The sequence below is a fragment of the Enterococcus moraviensis ATCC BAA-383 genome (assembly GCF_000407445.1).
GTDB classification, from domain to species: domain Bacteria; phylum Bacillota; class Bacilli; order Lactobacillales; family Enterococcaceae; genus Enterococcus_L; species Enterococcus_L moraviensis.
The window spans coordinates 116,705-132,276 of the sequence record NZ_ASWB01000002.1 but is presented as its reverse complement, the minus strand read 5'-3'; the positions used below and the strand labels follow the sequence as shown (position 1 = coordinate 132,276).

General features: G+C 32.6%; 16 protein-coding genes and 1 tRNA gene. 5 read left to right on the top strand and 12 right to left on the bottom strand.

Annotation, left to right across the window (positions count from 1 at the left end; genetic code table 11):
* Positions 1-203 precede the first annotated feature (203 nt).
* From I586_RS06610 to I586_RS06595, 3 genes are all read right to left on the bottom strand, one after another.
* Positions 204-2,108 carry a DUF262 domain-containing protein gene (locus tag I586_RS06610; RefSeq protein WP_010765919.1) on the bottom strand — a complete coding sequence of 635 codons (1,905 nt, stop codon included), beginning with the start codon at positions 2,106-2,108 and terminating at the stop codon, positions 204-206.
* 630 nt (positions 2,109-2,738) lie between these two features.
* Positions 2,739-3,725 carry a hypothetical protein gene (locus tag I586_RS06600; protein WP_010765921.1) on the bottom strand — a complete coding sequence of 329 codons (987 nt, stop codon included), beginning with the start codon at positions 3,723-3,725 and terminating at the stop codon, positions 2,739-2,741.
* Positions 3,726-3,874: 149 nt separating this feature from the next.
* Positions 3,875-4,174, bottom strand: coding sequence for a hypothetical protein (locus I586_RS06595; protein ID WP_010765922.1), 300 nt, complete (start codon positions 4,172-4,174; stop codon positions 3,875-3,877).
* 156 nt (positions 4,175-4,330) lie between these two features.
* Between I586_RS06595 and I586_RS06590 the strand changes: the two genes are divergently transcribed.
* Complete coding sequence (locus tag I586_RS06590) at positions 4,331-4,648, top strand: helix-turn-helix domain-containing protein (RefSeq protein WP_010765923.1); 318 nt, start codon at positions 4,331-4,333, stop codon at positions 4,646-4,648.
* A gap of 499 nt (positions 4,649-5,147) precedes the next feature.
* Here the strand turns inward: I586_RS06590 and I586_RS06585 are convergent, their stop codons facing one another.
* The 9 genes from I586_RS06585 to I586_RS06550 all read right to left on the bottom strand — a co-directional run bounded on the left by I586_RS06585 (position 5,148) and on the right by I586_RS06550 (position 11,082).
* Positions 5,148-5,432: a DUF3969 family protein gene (locus I586_RS06585; RefSeq protein WP_010765924.1), complete on the bottom strand. Its 285-nt coding sequence runs from the start codon at positions 5,430-5,432 to the stop codon at positions 5,148-5,150.
* An 87-nt stretch (positions 5,433-5,519) separates the two neighbouring features.
* Positions 5,520-5,861: a DUF3969 family protein gene (locus I586_RS06580; RefSeq protein WP_010765925.1), complete on the bottom strand. Its 342-nt coding sequence runs from the start codon at positions 5,859-5,861 to the stop codon at positions 5,520-5,522.
* Entirely contained in the window at positions 5,855-7,288 is a 1,434-nt protein-coding gene (locus I586_RS16930) for a T7SS effector LXG polymorphic toxin (RefSeq protein ID WP_010765926.1), read from the bottom strand. Before I586_RS16930 ends, I586_RS06580 begins: the two co-directional genes overlap by 7 nt.
* On the bottom strand, positions 7,278-7,631 hold the full coding sequence (locus I586_RS06570; RefSeq protein ID WP_010765927.1) for a DUF3958 family protein: 354 nt from the start codon (positions 7,629-7,631) through the stop codon (positions 7,278-7,280). Before I586_RS06570 ends, I586_RS16930 begins: the two co-directional genes overlap by 11 nt.
* Positions 7,628-7,918: a TIGR04197 family type VII secretion effector gene (locus tag I586_RS06565; protein WP_010765928.1), complete on the bottom strand. Its 291-nt coding sequence runs from the start codon at positions 7,916-7,918 to the stop codon at positions 7,628-7,630. The genes I586_RS06570 and I586_RS06565 overlap by 4 nt, the downstream gene beginning before the upstream one ends.
* A 220-nt stretch (positions 7,919-8,138) precedes the next feature.
* Positions 8,139-8,211: transfer RNA gene (locus tag I586_RS06560), tRNA-Lys, on the bottom strand.
* 110 nt (positions 8,212-8,321) lie between these two features.
* Positions 8,322-8,453: a FeoB-associated Cys-rich membrane protein gene (locus I586_RS17070; protein WP_010765929.1), complete on the bottom strand. Its 132-nt coding sequence runs from the start codon at positions 8,451-8,453 to the stop codon at positions 8,322-8,324.
* Positions 8,454-8,457: 4 nt separating this feature from the next.
* Positions 8,458-10,611: a ferrous iron transport protein B gene (feoB, locus tag I586_RS06555; RefSeq protein ID WP_010765930.1), complete on the bottom strand. Its 2,154-nt coding sequence runs from the start codon at positions 10,609-10,611 to the stop codon at positions 8,458-8,460.
* 3 nt (positions 10,612-10,614) lie between these two features.
* Positions 10,615-11,082 carry a FeoA family protein gene (locus tag I586_RS06550; RefSeq protein ID WP_010765931.1) on the bottom strand — a complete coding sequence of 156 codons (468 nt, stop codon included), beginning with the start codon at positions 11,080-11,082 and terminating at the stop codon, positions 10,615-10,617.
* A gap of 492 nt (positions 11,083-11,574) precedes the next feature.
* On the opposite strand from I586_RS06550, the gene nrdH reads away from it, so the two are divergent.
* The 4 genes from nrdH (at position 11,575) to nrdF (ending at position 15,451) form a co-directional block, all read left to right on the top strand.
* Positions 11,575-11,799 (top strand): glutaredoxin-like protein NrdH, encoded by a 225-nt coding sequence (nrdH, locus tag I586_RS06545; RefSeq protein ID WP_010760423.1) that lies wholly within the window; start codon positions 11,575-11,577, stop codon positions 11,797-11,799.
* Position 11,800: 1 nt separating this feature from the next.
* Positions 11,801-12,178 carry a class Ib ribonucleoside-diphosphate reductase assembly flavoprotein NrdI gene (gene nrdI / locus I586_RS06540; protein ID WP_010765932.1) on the top strand — a complete coding sequence of 126 codons (378 nt, stop codon included), beginning with the start codon at positions 11,801-11,803 and terminating at the stop codon, positions 12,176-12,178.
* Positions 12,159-14,318: a class 1b ribonucleoside-diphosphate reductase subunit alpha gene (gene nrdE, locus I586_RS06535; RefSeq protein WP_034702205.1), complete on the top strand. Its 2,160-nt coding sequence runs from the start codon at positions 12,159-12,161 to the stop codon at positions 14,316-14,318. Before nrdI ends, nrdE begins: the two co-directional genes overlap by 20 nt.
* A gap of 170 nt (positions 14,319-14,488) precedes the next feature.
* A complete protein-coding gene (gene nrdF, locus I586_RS06530; protein ID WP_010765934.1) occupies positions 14,489-15,451 on the top strand; it encodes a class 1b ribonucleoside-diphosphate reductase subunit beta in 963 nt (320 codons plus the stop codon).
* Positions 15,452-15,572 lie beyond the last annotated feature (121 nt).

Sequence of the window (15,572 nt, the reverse complement as noted above, 5' to 3'; positions counted from 1 at the left end):
TATCTGTTTTAAGCTCTATTTTAGACAATAATTAGGCTTTCTTCTAACGATGTTTTAGTTTGTTTAATAACACTTGCCAAAGCTGTTATTATTACTTCGATAAGATCTAATCTATTTTGTATATATGTTATAAAATTTAATGTAGGCTATTAATAAAATATAAAGATAACTTAGATAGTAATTAAGAAACAGAACAAATCTTTTTAAACTTCAGCTTCACTCTGAATAAACTTTTTAATGAATTTTGTCGCCATCATTTCAGCTCTTCCTTTCACTTCACTTTTAGAAAAATCATATGGATTAAGTTCACTGATTAATTCGATAACTTCAGGAACACTACTTCTATTATAAATTTTAATTTTTTCGTTTAATAACTGTCCATTCTTTATGGATTTTGCTACTTTCAATTCACTACATTCTTTATTCAAAATTTCTTCCAAATATACCAAGTTTCCTAAATTACTACTAATTTCAGTTCTTGCTTCATCCTCAAGTATATGTTCAATACTTCCTTTTGTATTATCAATTTGATACGATGATTCATCTTCATTTAATCTTCTCAATATATACTTCACATATTCTATTTGAGTATTTAAACCATTGTATTTTGAATATCTTAACATACTTATTTGCTTTTCTATAATAGTTATATTATCAATACTTAAAAATCTTTCAATCTTTAACTCTTCAATTAAAGATCCTGAATTATTTTCGCCTTTAACAATTTTAAAATTAACTAGCTTATTAAATAGAAACTCAAAATAATGATCAAATTTATCTAATGTTATATCTGTAATATCGTACATTCCGATCATTTGATAAATGAAAATAGTATCTGCAACGAAAGTAATCATTTTTTTCAATAAACTCTCATATTTTCTTTTGATGGTAGATTCTTTTTCCTTAATCCAATTATAATATAATGGTAATAACCACAAGGTATACTTGCTAACAATACTATTTTTAGCAGTAGCATTAGCAAAATCAATTTTTTTAACTACTATAGGCCAGTCATCTTTTTTCCATTGTTTCACAGAATTAGGCTCAATAAAATGAAATAATAGTAAACTAAACTCTTCTAATTGATCTAAAAAATCTTTTATCTCTTCTCCTTGTTCGATACTAGGATATTTCTTTTGAAACAATTCAAACATGTTTACACTATTATTTAAATTTAATTCGAGATCTTCTGGATGAATAATATACCAACAATACCTGTAGAAGATATCAAAAGGTATCGCCGTTTTATAAATAATTGAATTATAGATAGAATTCCATTGATCCGAAATTTTATCTAAACCAGGAATACAGTTTACATTTTTTGTCTTATAGAAAATATCATTTTTTATAAGATCTTGTTGGGTTAACGATAATCCTTTGGAGTTAATGTCAGAATAAATGCTATATGATTCATTTTCATTAGAAAGGTAAATAGCTACAATTTTTGCTTCCCTTGCTTGTCTGTAAATTGCACGTAAGAGATAAATCTTTTTATGCAAATTTATTCCCTTACATTTTTTTTCAATAATACTTTTCATAATAAGATATCCTTCAGAATACCTAATGCAAAGCTCATCTTTATTATCATTCATTGTTTTTTTCTTTTTTGATGCAGAATTATATTGTAATATATTTTCAAAGAAAAATTTTCTTTCTTCTTCTTGAAGAGGCCAAATTATAGGAGATTCTTTCCCGTCTTCCTTTATATATATATATTTTGCTATTTCCTCAGATAAAGAGCTAGAAATTTTTTGGTCTTTTTCGTCTATGTTCTTTTTCTGAGATATTTCTTTTAACATATCTCTAATAATTACAAAAATCATTGTTATTGTTATTATTCTTTGTTGTCCATCAACTATCGAAGTTTCTGCTGACCCATCTTTTAAACCATGCAAAATGACTGTACCCAAAAAATAAAAACATTCTTCATATTCATCTGAACTATTTTTACTTAATGCATTAATTATATCTAAGATGAGATCTTCTTGTTGTTTTTTCCCCCAAGCATACGGCCTTTGAAAACGTGAAATTTTATATACATTATTTACCCCTGTTAATAATGTTCTAATCGATTCTTCTCTTGCAGAAAACTGGCTCATTTCACTCATACAATTTTACTCCCTCTTTATTTTAATACGCTTTGACATACAAATAATTAAAACTAATTGTAACATATTAACTTTTCTTATTGAATCAAAAAAAAATTTCTATTGTTATTATCAAAATAATTCTCACAGAATACCTAATTTCTTTTTTCTTTGCCTATCTACAATTCTTTGATCTAATTTATTAAAATTACACCTAGGGATAATTTTAATTTCTCTAAACTTATTTTTGTCTATCAATTCACAATATGATAGAATTCTTATTACTTCTTTTAATATTTGATCTCTCAAGTTATTCTCGTAGTATACTTTTATATCTGAAATTTCGTTTGTTTTATAGTGATATTTAATTTTGTAAAAATCATAATAGTATAAGCCTCTTTTATATTCACCTTCCACAATAAATGATGTAAACATTGATAACTTTCTCTCATAAATCACATAACAAAAATCCTCTTTTTCCACGCCCATTTGTTTTAGCATTTTAGTATTTTTTTCTCTTGATCTGTTGGAGAAGCTTCATACTTCATGAATCCCATTTTTTTCATATACAAATCGAAGTTATTCATTAAATCACCCCAAAATAAAAAAGCTAGCAAAGACTTATTACATCTTCACTAGCTCTATTTTTTCTTATTCTTTTTTAAAGTCTACAAAACTCATAAACCCTTTTATTTGTAAAATTGATGGATCAGACTCTGGAAAATTCAAAGTAAGAGTTGTATCTGAAAAATCACCTACATTATCAACTACTTTAATACTTAAATAATCGTTTGTATAAGTATTTCCTTCTCTTTTCTTTTTCAATTCCTCTAAATAATCATCTAAAGTTAACTTTTCTATTTTTTTTACTTTATCTGTTATTGAGGATAGCTTCTTTTCAGAATCATCACTCTGTTCGTCTAAGCCGCTAAGATCACTACTATACATATTATCTGACAAATCTAAATACAAATCCCCTTCGTATTTAAACTGAATCATACCGCTACCATCTTCTTTTGTTTCAGTAACATTGGAAGCATACCCATATTTAGTTTGATGATTATAAGTTACTTTTCCCTCTTTATCAAACGAGTATTCTGTTTTTTTATAGTCAGTAGAATCATTTTTTGAATTATCAATGACATTCACCCAATTACCATTGATTTTCGCTAGTAACTCTTCTTTCATTCTTTTGTTGGCTGATTCAAGTGCCTTATTATAAGCGGTTTTAGCATTATCAACTTTTTTAGTCCATTCTTTTTTTTCTTTTTCTTCTTTTTGTTCCTTTTCTTCTTTTTTCTTAGCTTCCTTGTTCATTTTTTCTTCTTGCTCTTTATACTCTTTACTATCTTTACGATAATACACATTATTATCAATGGTTAACTTATTTCCAGACAATTCGTAACTCACACTGTTTTCAAGACCACCTGATCCTAAAATTAAATGCTTTTTATCTTCTGAAACTTTATAACTGAGAACATTGTTTTCAACTGTAACTTCATTCTTTGTAAAAACTACTTCCTCACCTAAACTAGAAGTATTGAACTCTTGCCATGATCCTTCTAATTTATTAGTACCGCACCCCACAATAACAAACAAATAAAACATTGATAAAATTACAAATACACTTTTTTTCATTTCAATTCTCCCTGTTTTTTTATCTTAAAGAACAAAATAATTATAACATTTATGGAATGCCATAGCCACAAATAACCAAAGAATCTATTGTATATTTTTGTTCCCTGATAGCATCATTACTATTTCTCTCAATTTCTTTTTAAAATACTCTATACTTTCTCTTTACTCCTTAATTCATTAATTTGTGTTTCCATCCTTTGCACGGAAAGAGCAAACTCTTGATTAAAGACATTAAATATCTGAGAACAAGAGTAGTATTCTTTGGCAATCTTTCTTTTATCTACAGGGCGTTTCTTGTCACTGAAAAATCGTCCCAATAAATTAAGTGGCTCTTGCCAAGATTTCAATTGCTCTAACATATCATGAAGTTCATAAATGTCTTGATGACTTAATTTTTTGATTGGTTGATTATTTTCAGTTTTGAGTCCAAGCTTTGTTGAATTATCCATAATTATACCTCTTTCCTTCTTTTTACTATTTTAAAAACTTTCTTTTCTAGATTATACAACATTTAAAAATGTTTAACAACCCAAATAATTGTTTTAATGTTGTAAAAATGATACTTATATGATGTAGAATAGTGTAAAAGGAAGTGGACAATAGCAATGAATAATTTTGAAACTTTTTTATCTGAAAGACTTCATAAATTTAGAACAAAGAAAAATGTCAGTGCAAGAGAAATGAGTATTGCAATCGGACAAAATGAAAATTACATTAATTCAATAGAAAATAAACGTTCTATGCCTTCAATCCAAATGCTTTATGCTATTTGTGAATACTTAGAAATTTCTATTAGTGTATTTCTCTACGAACCTAAAAATCATAACCAACTAGTTTCAGCGATCAATACTAATTTGGTTGATTTAGATGACGAAACATTAGAACATATTCTAGCGATTTTAAAGTCTTTGAATAATAAATAGTATAAGCCACTAGTAACCGACTTAAACAAGTCAGTACTAATGGCTTTTTGATTTATCAAAAATGTGATTAATTTTTGCCCACGAACGTGCCCACGAGATCAAAATAAAAAAAAAGAACGCCTATTCCATCTTCTAAACGTCCAAAGACGCCGACAGAATACCGTTCTTGTGGGTTTGGCACCCAATGGGTCGTAAGGGGCTCGAACCCATGACCCGCTGATTAAGAGTCAAAAATAACGACTTTTATACATATAAATACTGTTTTGTTAGCATATTTTTATATTGATTATAAATATTCTCTGCTTTTCTTTTAAATTATAGGATTACTTTAGTCTCTATTAAATAACAATCTATCCTCATTATTTAAAAAGTTCAATAAAAGATTTTCAATATTCAACCATGAATTCAATAATAAATCAATTATCAAACCACCTATTAACTACTCATCTAACCATTTTTTTACATTATACGGATCATCAGACGGTGCTACTTTTTTCAACTATTCTTTTGATTGCTCTTTTAAATCTCGTATTCCATCTTTTAGTTTAGCTGGTCTTAAAGACTGAATATCTTCTAATTCACATCCTAACTCTACAATTTCAATAACATCACCGCTTAATCCTTTTTCCTCTAATATGCTTACAGAACAAGGACTAAATAAGTAATTTTCACAATCATTTATTGTTAACAACCCATTTTCCAATGATTCCAAAAGCCCAATGGCGATAGTCAAAACTAATCTCTCTGCTTCATTTTTCTTATTTGCACTTAACTTTAATTTCATACTCATACCTTCTATTATCTAATGTAAGGTGTTTTGATATTAGTAAAGATCAACAAAATATTTTTTAAATTTATTTTGTATACCTAATTACTTAATTTTATAGACAGGTGAATTTTCGCCATTATCCTCCCTAAACTCTTCTATATTTTTTTTGATCAATTCTTTATTCATTTTTTCAATTTCTCTGATTGATTCTTCCAATTTATCAGGAATTAAACTTGCTACATCCTCTAATTCACTTCCTAAGTGAATTGCTGAACCTATTTCAGGAAACTTTTCTTCCAATTTTTCTATATTAAAAGGCTGATATAACAACGCCATTGCATCATCATAATTCAATATTCCTTCCTCAATACATTTCAAAATTCCTAAAGAGACAATGGATAAATATATTTCAGTTGTATTTTGATCTTCTAAATTAATTACCATCCTGTACTCCACTTTCCTTTCACTTTTACGTTAAACACTCTACCTGACTTACTTTCAAAATAATGAATGGATATTGGTTTTCCTGATTTATCGTAACCATTTTTATATACTTTTTTCCATTCCCCAGCTTCGACTTGCCTTAATCCATCTAGAATCGATCCGTTATTTACTTTAACTTTTTTTGTCCCATTTTGCACTCCAGTAAAACCTTCGGGATATTGCGGAGCATCCTTTATTCCGTTATACGTATTTTTGACTTCAAAATTACTGTAGTTATCGCCACTCATAATATTTTGAATACTCATACCGCCGACTGCTGTCGCATGTCCCCAAATTCCTAAAGCTTCTGCCCCTATTGCTGGAATCGCATTTAAACTTGCTCCTCCTGTTACTGGTGCGGTTGCTACACTGCCTGCTGTACCACCAAACATCCACATAGCACCGCCGACATATTCTGCTCCTGCTTGAAGCACACCTAATAAATTTCCTGTAAATACTCCCTCATTATATCCTTTATGTTGTTGTAAAGATTCTTTTACGTCTCTTTCTCCAAAAAGACCATCTAATAACGCTTTTACGCCATTATTTTCTAACACTTGATAACTTGCTCCAGCAAGAAATGATTGTAGGGTCTTTAAATCATCTTTCGCGATTTCAATCGCTAAGTCTTTTGTCGCATCTCTATCTAGTTTACCGTTTCTATAAACTTCATAGAATGATTCGCCATTTTGAAGGGTAACTTTTTTCACTTCTAAATTATCTGCATGTTGTTCTTCATACTCTGCCCATTTAGCTGTGATTGCATTCTTCCAAGAAAGATTTTTTGGCACAATAAATGTCCCAGTCGCACCATTCCATGCCGTTTTAGTTTGTACTAGCCCTTGATCCACTGCTTGTTGTAAACTGTCAATTTCTGAAAATATAGACGGAGAACTTCCATCAAATGCTAATAACTTTTGTAACTGCTCTTCTAATTTTTGTTTCGATGCACTATACATTCCAATCAATGCAGAATTTCCCAATAACTGAAACGCTTTTGTCCCATCTGGTGTTTTAGACGAATTTATCTCTTTACGTATATCTTGTGCCTGACTTAACATCTTATCTGCTTGACGAATATTCTCTTCCAATTCTGATTGTTTCAAATCACCACTATCCACTTGTGAGATATATTCCTCTGGAAATTTTTTAACCGCTTGCTCAACTGCTTCTGATAATAATATTCCACCTTGTGCTAAAGGATATAAAACCGTATTAAAATAAGCTTTGGCTGAATCATAAGCTTTTCCAGTTAATAATGGACTTGCAATCACAAAATCAGTAATCGCTTTTTGCAACTCATGGTAACCTTCTGTTTGAGATTTACACATTGTAGACACGCTAGAAGCTTGATTTTGTGATGATGAGACATACATATCAACACTCATTAGTTTCCTCCTCTGCTAACAATTTTCTCTTTTCATAACCAATATCTTCTAACTGATTTAGCACTTTCTTTTTTCGGCTATGAATCTCCAATTCATCTGTTTCCAATTGCATTATTACTTGCCTTGATTTTTGAGAATATTCATCCATTAACGATTGATAAAACATTTCTTGCTCGTTTTTATGAAATTGATAACATAAATTATCAAAAAAATGACGTGCTTCATAAAAATGTTGTTCATGCGTTTCTTTTATTCGTCTAACTTGCTTTTCTTCACTTATAAGTGTTTCTTCGGTCGTATTGAGCTGTTTTTCTTCTCTCTCAAGTTCTTTTAATTGTCTCATTTCCCTAAACCTTCTAGAGAGTTGAACATAGTATTTGCAACATTCTGATCCATTGCTTCAAAATCTTTCGCCACACCTTGAAGATTACTCGAAGCTTGAAAAACTGTCTGTGCAATTTTTTTCGCTGTTTCTTGTGCTGTTGTGATTGCTTCTTGTGCATTCGCGTTCCCTGCCACTGTCGTTTGAGTATCTTTAGTAATAGAAGATGATTGAATTAATTTATCTGTTGCACCTTTTAATGCAGTAGATTTTTGACTAGCTCCAGCAAAATCACTTTGTATTGTCATGAATTCCCCACCCTTTTATAGATATTTCATACAATAATAATATCATAGAAGTTCCCATTCAGGAATATAATGTTTACATAAAGTATTTATTATATATAAACGAGCTTTCAATAAAATAAAAGTTCTCATAAATTTCTAAAACAAAAAAAGAACGCCTATTCCATCTTCTAAACGTCCAAAGACGCCGACAGAATACCGTTCTCGTGGGTTTGGCACCCAATGGGTCGTAAGGGGCTCGAACCCATGACCCGCTGATTAAGAGTCAGCTGCTCTACCAACTGAGCTAACGACCCAAATAATTAGTACTTAAATATTGTAGCACTTGAAAGTCGTTTATTCAAGAAGAAACGTCAGACACAACAAAATAAATTACGCCCGTTTTATCTCACTGCATCTGATTTTTTTAATCTCCTTGTTCTTTTTTCACGGGACATGTGGTATGACAATCATCACAGCTTTTCCCTGTTTTGAAACGTGAATAGACAACATATCCTGCTCCACCAAAAATTAACACTGCTAAAATCAATGTTGCCATGTTTTTACCCTCTTTCTAAAGTTGCCATTGTTACAATTGGTTCTTCTTCAACTTTTGGTTTTCTAACTAAATAATACCCCATAATGATGACAAGTGCCGCAGCAATAAACAATCCTATTCCGATTTGACCATTTTCAAAGATAACATGCCCAAACTGATAGATAACGAAACTAACCACATAAGCTAAACCGCATTGATACCCGATAGCTCCCCAAGTCCATTTCCAATCGCCCATTTCTCTACGAATTGCTCCAATTGCTGCAAAACATGGCGCGCATAATAGATTAAATACTAAAAATGAATAAGCAGCGACTGGGGTAAAAGCACCTTGTAACGCAGACCACACCTCAACACCATCTTCAGAAACTTCGCCTAAATGTCCAAATAAAATACCGAATGTGCCAATCACGTTTTCCTTTGCAACTAAACCTGTGATCGTTGCAACAGCTCCTTGCCATGTACCCCAGCCAAGTGGTGCAAATAGTGGTGCAATCACTTTACCAACATTCGCTAAGATACTTTGATCCGCTCCTGCTTCTTGCAATGTAAATGTATAAGTTGACGTAAACCAAATAATGATACTCATCACAAAAATAATCGTTCCAGCCTTTTTGACAAAAGATTTGCTACGATCATATGCATGACGGAGTACTCCACGTAATTGCGGCATATGATACGCCGGTAATTCCATGATAAATGGTGCTGGGTCTCCAGAAAATGAACGTGTCTTCTTTAATGCAATTCCCGATAACACTATTGCTGCAATCCCTATAAAATAAGCGGATGGCGATACCCAACTACTTTTTGGAAAGAAGGCCCCTGCAATCAAGGCGATAATCGGTAATTTAGCTGAACACGGCATAAATGTGGTAACCATGATTGTCATTTTACGGTCTTTTTCATTTTCAATCGTGCGGCTTGCCATGACCCCTGGCACTCCACAACCAGTGGCGATCAGCATCGGAATAAACGATTTACCTGATAACCCAAATTTTCTAAATAAACGATCCATAACAAAGGCAATTCTTGACATATAGCCGCAATCTTCTAAAAAGCCAAGGCATAAGAATAAAACAGCTAACTGAGGTAAGAAACCTAATACAGCTCCTACACCAGCAATAATTCCATCTAAAATCAGACTTTGCATCCACGGCGCAACATGCCAGCTAGCCAATAGTCCTTCAACCGTTGTTGGTACTAGATTTCCAAATAACTCATCGTTGATCCAGTCTGTTCCCATTGTCCCAACCGTTTGAATCGCTAGATAATAAACAAACCACATAATCAAAGCAAAAATTGGTAACGCCAACCAACGGTTTGTCACAACACGATCAATTTTGTCGCTTGTACTAAACGTGATCTCATTTTTTTCGATTGCACATAGCGCTGTTAAACGAGTGATAAATTCATATCGCTCATTGATAACAATGGATTCACTATCATCACCAAAAATTTGTTCCGCAATTTTAATGATTTCTTCTATTTCTTTGAGTTGCAGCTTACTTAATTCAAGTTCTTCATGAACTCTAGCATCTCTTTCAAACAATTTAATACTATACCACCGTGCTTGTTTTTCTAACACGCTATTCCCTAAAACATCCATGATCTCATTCAATGCTGCTTCCAAACGGTTATCATACGTTGGATAATTAAACTCTGGCGGTAAAACTTCAGTCGATTTAACGGCTTTTTTTACTAAATCATCCAACCCACGATTTTTCAAAGCACTGATACCCAATACTTCTACACCTAAACCATAAGCAAGTTTCTCACTATTGATTTTTCGACCAGTTTTATCTAAGATGTCCATCATATTCAATCCAACAACAACGGGAATACCCGTCTCCATCAATTGCGTTGTCAAATACAAATTTCGTTCTAAGTTCGTTGCATCGACAATATTAATAATGATATCTGGACCACCGCTAAGTAAATAGTCTCTAGCAACCACTTCTTCCGGTGTATAAGGAGAAAGAGAATAAATACCAGGTAGATCTTGAATCGTTACTTGCTTATTCTTTTTCAATTTGCCTTCTTTACGTTCAACAGTAACTCCTGGCCAATTCCCTACATATTGATTAGCGCCTGTCAGTGCATTGAATGCTGTTGTTTTCCCGCTATTAGGATTTCCTGTCAATGCAATATGTTGTTCTTTCATTTTCTACCCCTCTTTCTGTACCAAGACTAATTCTGCTTCATTTTTTCTTAACGTCAATTCATACCCACGAAGATTGATTTCGATTGGATCACCTAATGGCGCCATTTTCCGAACAAGAATATCTACACCTTTTGTGAGTCCCATATCCATTAACCGCCTCTTTACCGCTCCTTGGCCATGAATCCCGATTACTCGGCCTTTCTCACCAACCATTAATTGATCTAGCGACAGCCAATTTTCTTCATCAAGATTTTTTTCTACTATAATAATCTGTTTTAATACTGATAGGTTGATCGCAATTCGACTATTGTGCAGTAAAACAATCCCATTCTCGCTAGAATAATTCACCAAAACAACTTTCCCTCCTGGCACAAGACCAAGATTATTCAAATGTTTCTTCGCAAAACCCTCTGCCTGAATCTCTTCAATTGTATAAACCTTGTTTAACTTTGCCTGTGCCAATGTCAACATTAGATGCCCTCCTATTTTAAAAAACTAATATATAGTAGTGACCTTCGACTTCATACTTCTTATTGCAAAGCAAAAGTTCACTATGATTTGTGAAAAAGTTTCATTTTTATTATCAATGATATTGATAATCGTTCTCATTAAGTATACCTGTTTGTGATACTTAAATCAATCTTCTTTCTACCTGTAGTAAGAAAATACTTTCCCCTTAAAATCAGCTTGTTTCGATTAGTGTGTCTTGTATCAGTTGACCACTATATCTTGTGTTTTGACAATTAGAATCTTGAACTTAAAATTTAATAAATTTCTTTTTTGAACGTGAAATCAGCAATAATATGCGCTCAAATCTAGAGAATACGTGCTTTCATATTTCTTTCAAAAACACAAAACTTGGTATTCCATCAAAAAACGAACACAATATGTAGTGCCTAAGTGTTGACTTTTTCCCTGAGAGATTTATACTAGTAAAGTAAACTAATTGAGGGGGAATTAAAAATGAACGTAAAAATCTTTTCTAAAAATAATTGTATCCAATGTAAAATGGCAAAACGCTTTTTGAGCGAGAATAATATAGCATTTGAAGAAGTAAATATCGATATCCAACCAGACGCAATCGACTGGTTAAAAGAACAAGGATTCCAAAGTGTTCCGGTTATCACTTCTGATGCTACAACAGTTGTAGGATTCCGTCCTGATCAATTAAAACAATTGGCTAGCTAAAATGAAAATTGTTTATTTTTCAGTTACCGGACAAACTAGACGCTTCATTAAAAAATTGGATTTAGCAGCTTACGAACTTGAGCCTGCGAATCCTTTTTTTGAGATAAATGAGCCTTTTGTCCTCGTCGTTCCTACTTATGACCAAGAAATCACTGAAGTAGTGAACGATTTTCTTGATTACAAAAACAATCGAGAATACTTGCAAGGCGTTGCTGGAGGCGGAAACCTCAATTTCGCAGAACTATATGTATATACAGCCAAAGACATAGCACGTGATTACAACGTTCCAATGCTTTTTGCTTTTGAATTTAGCGGCACGAACGACGACGTGGAATCCTTTAAGAAAGTAGTGAATGAACTTGAGTCTAAAAGAAATTAAAGATGTTAGCTATTTTAAGCTGAATAATGAGATCAACCGTCCCGTAGACGGACAAATTCCTTTACATAAGGATAAAGAAGCCTTAGAAGCTTTTTTCAAAGAAAATGTTCTTCCTAATACAAGAACCTTTAATACTATAGAAGAAAAAATCAATTATTTGATTGACCATGATTATTTAGAAACTGCATTTATCGAAAAATACTCTATGGCATTTATTGAGCAATTGTATACATTTCTTGATGAACAACAGTTTGAATTTAAATCATTTATGGCAGCTTACAAGTTTTATTCACAATACGCACTTAAAAACAATGAAGGAACTGAATACTTAGAGAGCTATGAAGATCGTGTTGCTTTTAATGCGTTGTATTTCGCTGACGGTAACGAAGAATTGGCTCTGGTTTTAGCAGATGAAATGATCCATCAACGCTACCAACCCGCAACCCCTTCTTTCTTAAACGCTGGGCGTAAACGTCGTGGCGAACTTGTTTCTTGTTTCTTGATCCAAGTGACAGATGATATGAATAGCATTGGCCGTTCAATCAACTCAGCTTTACAATTATCACGTATTGGTGGCGGTGTGGGGATCACATTAGCAAACTTACGTGAAGCAGGTGCTCCGATCAAAGGATACGAAGGAGCTGCCAGCGGCGTGGTTCCTGTTATGAAATTGTTCGAAGATAGCTTTAGTTATTCTAACCAATTAGGCCAACGTCAAGGTGCTGGAGTTGTTTATCTAAACGTTTTCCATCCAGATATCGAAATGTTCCTATCAACGAAAAAGGAAAATGCTGATGAAAAAGTTCGTGTCAAAACTCTTTCTTTAGGTGTTGTTGTTCCTGATAAATTTTATGAATTAGCTCGTAATAATGAAGACATGTATTTATTCAGTCCTTATAGTGTTGAACGTGAATATGGTGTTCCTTTCTCTTACGTTGATATCACAAAGGAATACGATAACTTAGTTGCGAATCCAAAAATTCGCAAACGTAAAATCAAAGCGCGTGATTTAGAAAATGAAATTTCTAAGTTACAACAAGAATCTGGTTACCCATACATCATCAATATTGATACTGCCAACAGAAGCAATCCTGCATATGGCAAAATCATTATGAGTAACTTATGTTCAGAAATCTTACAAGTTCAAACACCCTCTGTTTTAAATGGCAAACAAGAATATGAAACACTTGGTACAGACATTAGCTGTAACTTAGGCTCAACGAATATTGTTAACTTGATGGATAGTCCTGATTTTGGTAAATCTGTCCGTGCAATGACTCGTGCATTAACCTTTGTCACAGATGCATCAGATATCGATGTAGTTCCTTCTATTCAAAACGGAAACAAACTAAGTCATACGATCGGACTTGGTGCGATGGGGCTTCATACTTTCTTTGCTAAAAATCATATGGAGTATGGTTCTAAAGATTCACTAGATTTTACAAATGTGTACTTCACTTTATTGAACTACTGGACGTTAGTTGAAAGTAATAATATTGCTAAGCAATACAACGAAACTTTCCATAATTTTGAAAAATCTGATTATGCGAATGGTTCTTATTTTGATAAATATATTGAAGGAGACTTCACTCCTCAATCAGATAAAGTCAAAGAAATCTTTAAAGATATTTTTGTACCAACGTCTGAAGACTGGGCAAACTTACGTGATGCAGTGAAGAAAGATGGCTTATATCATCAAAATCGTTTAGCGGTAGCACCTAATGGTTCTATCTCTTATATCAACGATACAAGTGCTAGTATCCACCCAATCACTCGTATGATCGAAGAACGCCAAGAAAAGAAAATCGGTAAAATCTACTATCCTGCTCCTTATCTAGCAAATGATACGATTCCATATTACACATCTGCTTATGATATGGATATGCGTAAAGTCATTGATGTTTACGCAACTGCACAACAACATGTAGATCAAGGGATGAGTTTAACGTTGTTTATGCGTTCTGAAATTCCAGAAGGCTTATACGAATGGAAAGATTCACCAAAACAAACAACTCGTGATTTGAATATTTTACGTCACTATGCTTTCCATAAAGGCGTTAAATCAATTTATTACGTACGTACATTTACAGATGATGCTGAAGAGATTGGTAGTAACCAATGTGAAAGCTGCGTAATCTAAAGAAACAGAACAAATCGGTAGTTCTACAGAAGTTTCTCTCTTTTCCTTTAGAACTACTTGGTTGAGCTAGCTCATTAAAACGACTCGTAAAAACCTAACAAGGCGCCTTTTGGACGCCTTGTTCTATGATTTAATGTATTTTAGTGTATTGGTAATGAGGAGGAAAATACATGGCAACGTATTATGAAGCAATTAACTGGAACGCGATTGAAGATGTGATCGATAAATCAACGTGGGAAAAACTAACTGAACAATTTTGGTTAGATACTCGTATTCCTTTATCAAACGATTTAGATGATTGGAGAACTCTTTCAGAATTAGAGAAAACAACTGTAGGATATGTTTTTGGTGGTTTAACACTACTTGATACAGTTCAATCTGAAAGTGGTATGGAGCAATTAAGAAACGATGTTCGTACACCTCATGAAGAAGCCGTTTTAAACAATATCCAATTCATGGAATCTGTTCATGCAAAAAGCTATTCATCTATTTTTAGTACGTTGAATACTAAAAAAGAAATCGATGATATTTTTGAGTGGACAAATAGTAACGTGTATTTACAAAAAAAAGCAGAGAAAATCAATGAAATTTATAAAAATGGGACACCATTAGAAAAGAAAGTTGCTAGTGTATTTTTAGAAACTTTCCTATTCTACTCTGGTTTTTACACACCTCTTTACTATCTAGGAAATAATAAATTAGCTAACGTTGCAGAAATCATTAAATTGATCATTCGTGATGAATCTGTTCACGGTACTTATATCGGCTATAAATTTCAATTAGGATTCAATGAATTGTCTGAATCAGAACAAAATGACATGAAAGATTGGATGTATAACCTTCTTTATGAGTTATATGAAAATGAAGAACGTTACACTGAAGAATTATATGATGATTTAGGTTGGACAGAAGAAGTAAAAACATTCTTGCGTTACAATGCGAACAAAGCCTTAATGAACTTGGGCATGGATCCTCTATTTGCTGATACAGCAAATGATGTTAATCCAATCGTTATGAATGGTATTTCTACTGGTACAAGCAATCATGATTTCTTCTCTCAAGTCGGCAATGGTTACTTATTAGGTACTGTTGAGGCAATGAAAGATGATGATTATTTGATTGGTATGGACTAGTTCTTTAAAATAAGAGTAAGGTGAAACCTAATCCGTTTTACCTTACTCTTATTTTTATTCTCCTTAACCGTAACAACTATTCCATGATATACTTATTTTGTACGGGGAGATTACGAAATCA

Excerpts from the sequence above, each read along its gene's own strand:
- I586_RS06610 (WP_010765919.1), bottom strand. The coding sequence starts at position 2,108 with ATGAGTGAAATGAGCCAGTTTTCTGCAAGAGAAGAATCGATTAGAACA.
- I586_RS06600 (WP_010765921.1), bottom strand. The coding sequence starts at position 3,725 with ATGAAAAAAAGTGTATTTGTAATTTTATCAATGTTTTATTTGTTTGTT.
- I586_RS06595 (WP_010765922.1), bottom strand. The coding sequence starts at position 4,174 with ATGGATAATTCAACAAAGCTTGGACTCAAAACTGAAAATAATCAACCA.
- I586_RS06590 (WP_010765923.1), top strand. The coding sequence starts at position 4,331 with ATGAATAATTTTGAAACTTTTTTATCTGAAAGACTTCATAAATTTAGA.
- I586_RS06585 (WP_010765924.1), bottom strand. The coding sequence starts at position 5,432 with ATGAAATTAAAGTTAAGTGCAAATAAGAAAAATGAAGCAGAGAGATTA.
- I586_RS06580 (WP_010765925.1), bottom strand. The coding sequence starts at position 5,861 with ATGGTAATTAATTTAGAAGATCAAAATACAACTGAAATATATTTATCC.
- I586_RS16930 (WP_010765926.1), bottom strand. The coding sequence starts at position 7,288 with ATGAGTGTTGATATGTATGTCTCATCATCACAAAATCAAGCTTCTAGC.
- I586_RS06570 (WP_010765927.1), bottom strand. The coding sequence starts at position 7,631 with ATGAGACAATTAAAAGAACTTGAGAGAGAAGAAAAACAGCTCAATACG.
- I586_RS06565 (WP_010765928.1), bottom strand. The coding sequence starts at position 7,918 with ATGACAATACAAAGTGATTTTGCTGGAGCTAGTCAAAAATCTACTGCA.
- I586_RS17070 (WP_010765929.1), bottom strand. The coding sequence starts at position 8,453 with ATGGCAACATTGATTTTAGCAGTGTTAATTTTTGGTGGAGCAGGATAT.
- feoB (WP_010765930.1), bottom strand. The coding sequence starts at position 10,611 with ATGAAAGAACAACATATTGCATTGACAGGAAATCCTAATAGCGGGAAA.
- I586_RS06550 (WP_010765931.1), bottom strand. The coding sequence starts at position 11,082 with ATGTTGACATTGGCACAGGCAAAGTTAAACAAGGTTTATACAATTGAA.
- nrdH (WP_010760423.1), top strand. The coding sequence starts at position 11,575 with ATGAACGTAAAAATCTTTTCTAAAAATAATTGTATCCAATGTAAAATG.
- nrdI (WP_010765932.1), top strand. The coding sequence starts at position 11,801 with ATGAAAATTGTTTATTTTTCAGTTACCGGACAAACTAGACGCTTCATT.
- nrdF (WP_010765934.1), top strand. The coding sequence starts at position 14,489 with ATGGCAACGTATTATGAAGCAATTAACTGGAACGCGATTGAAGATGTG.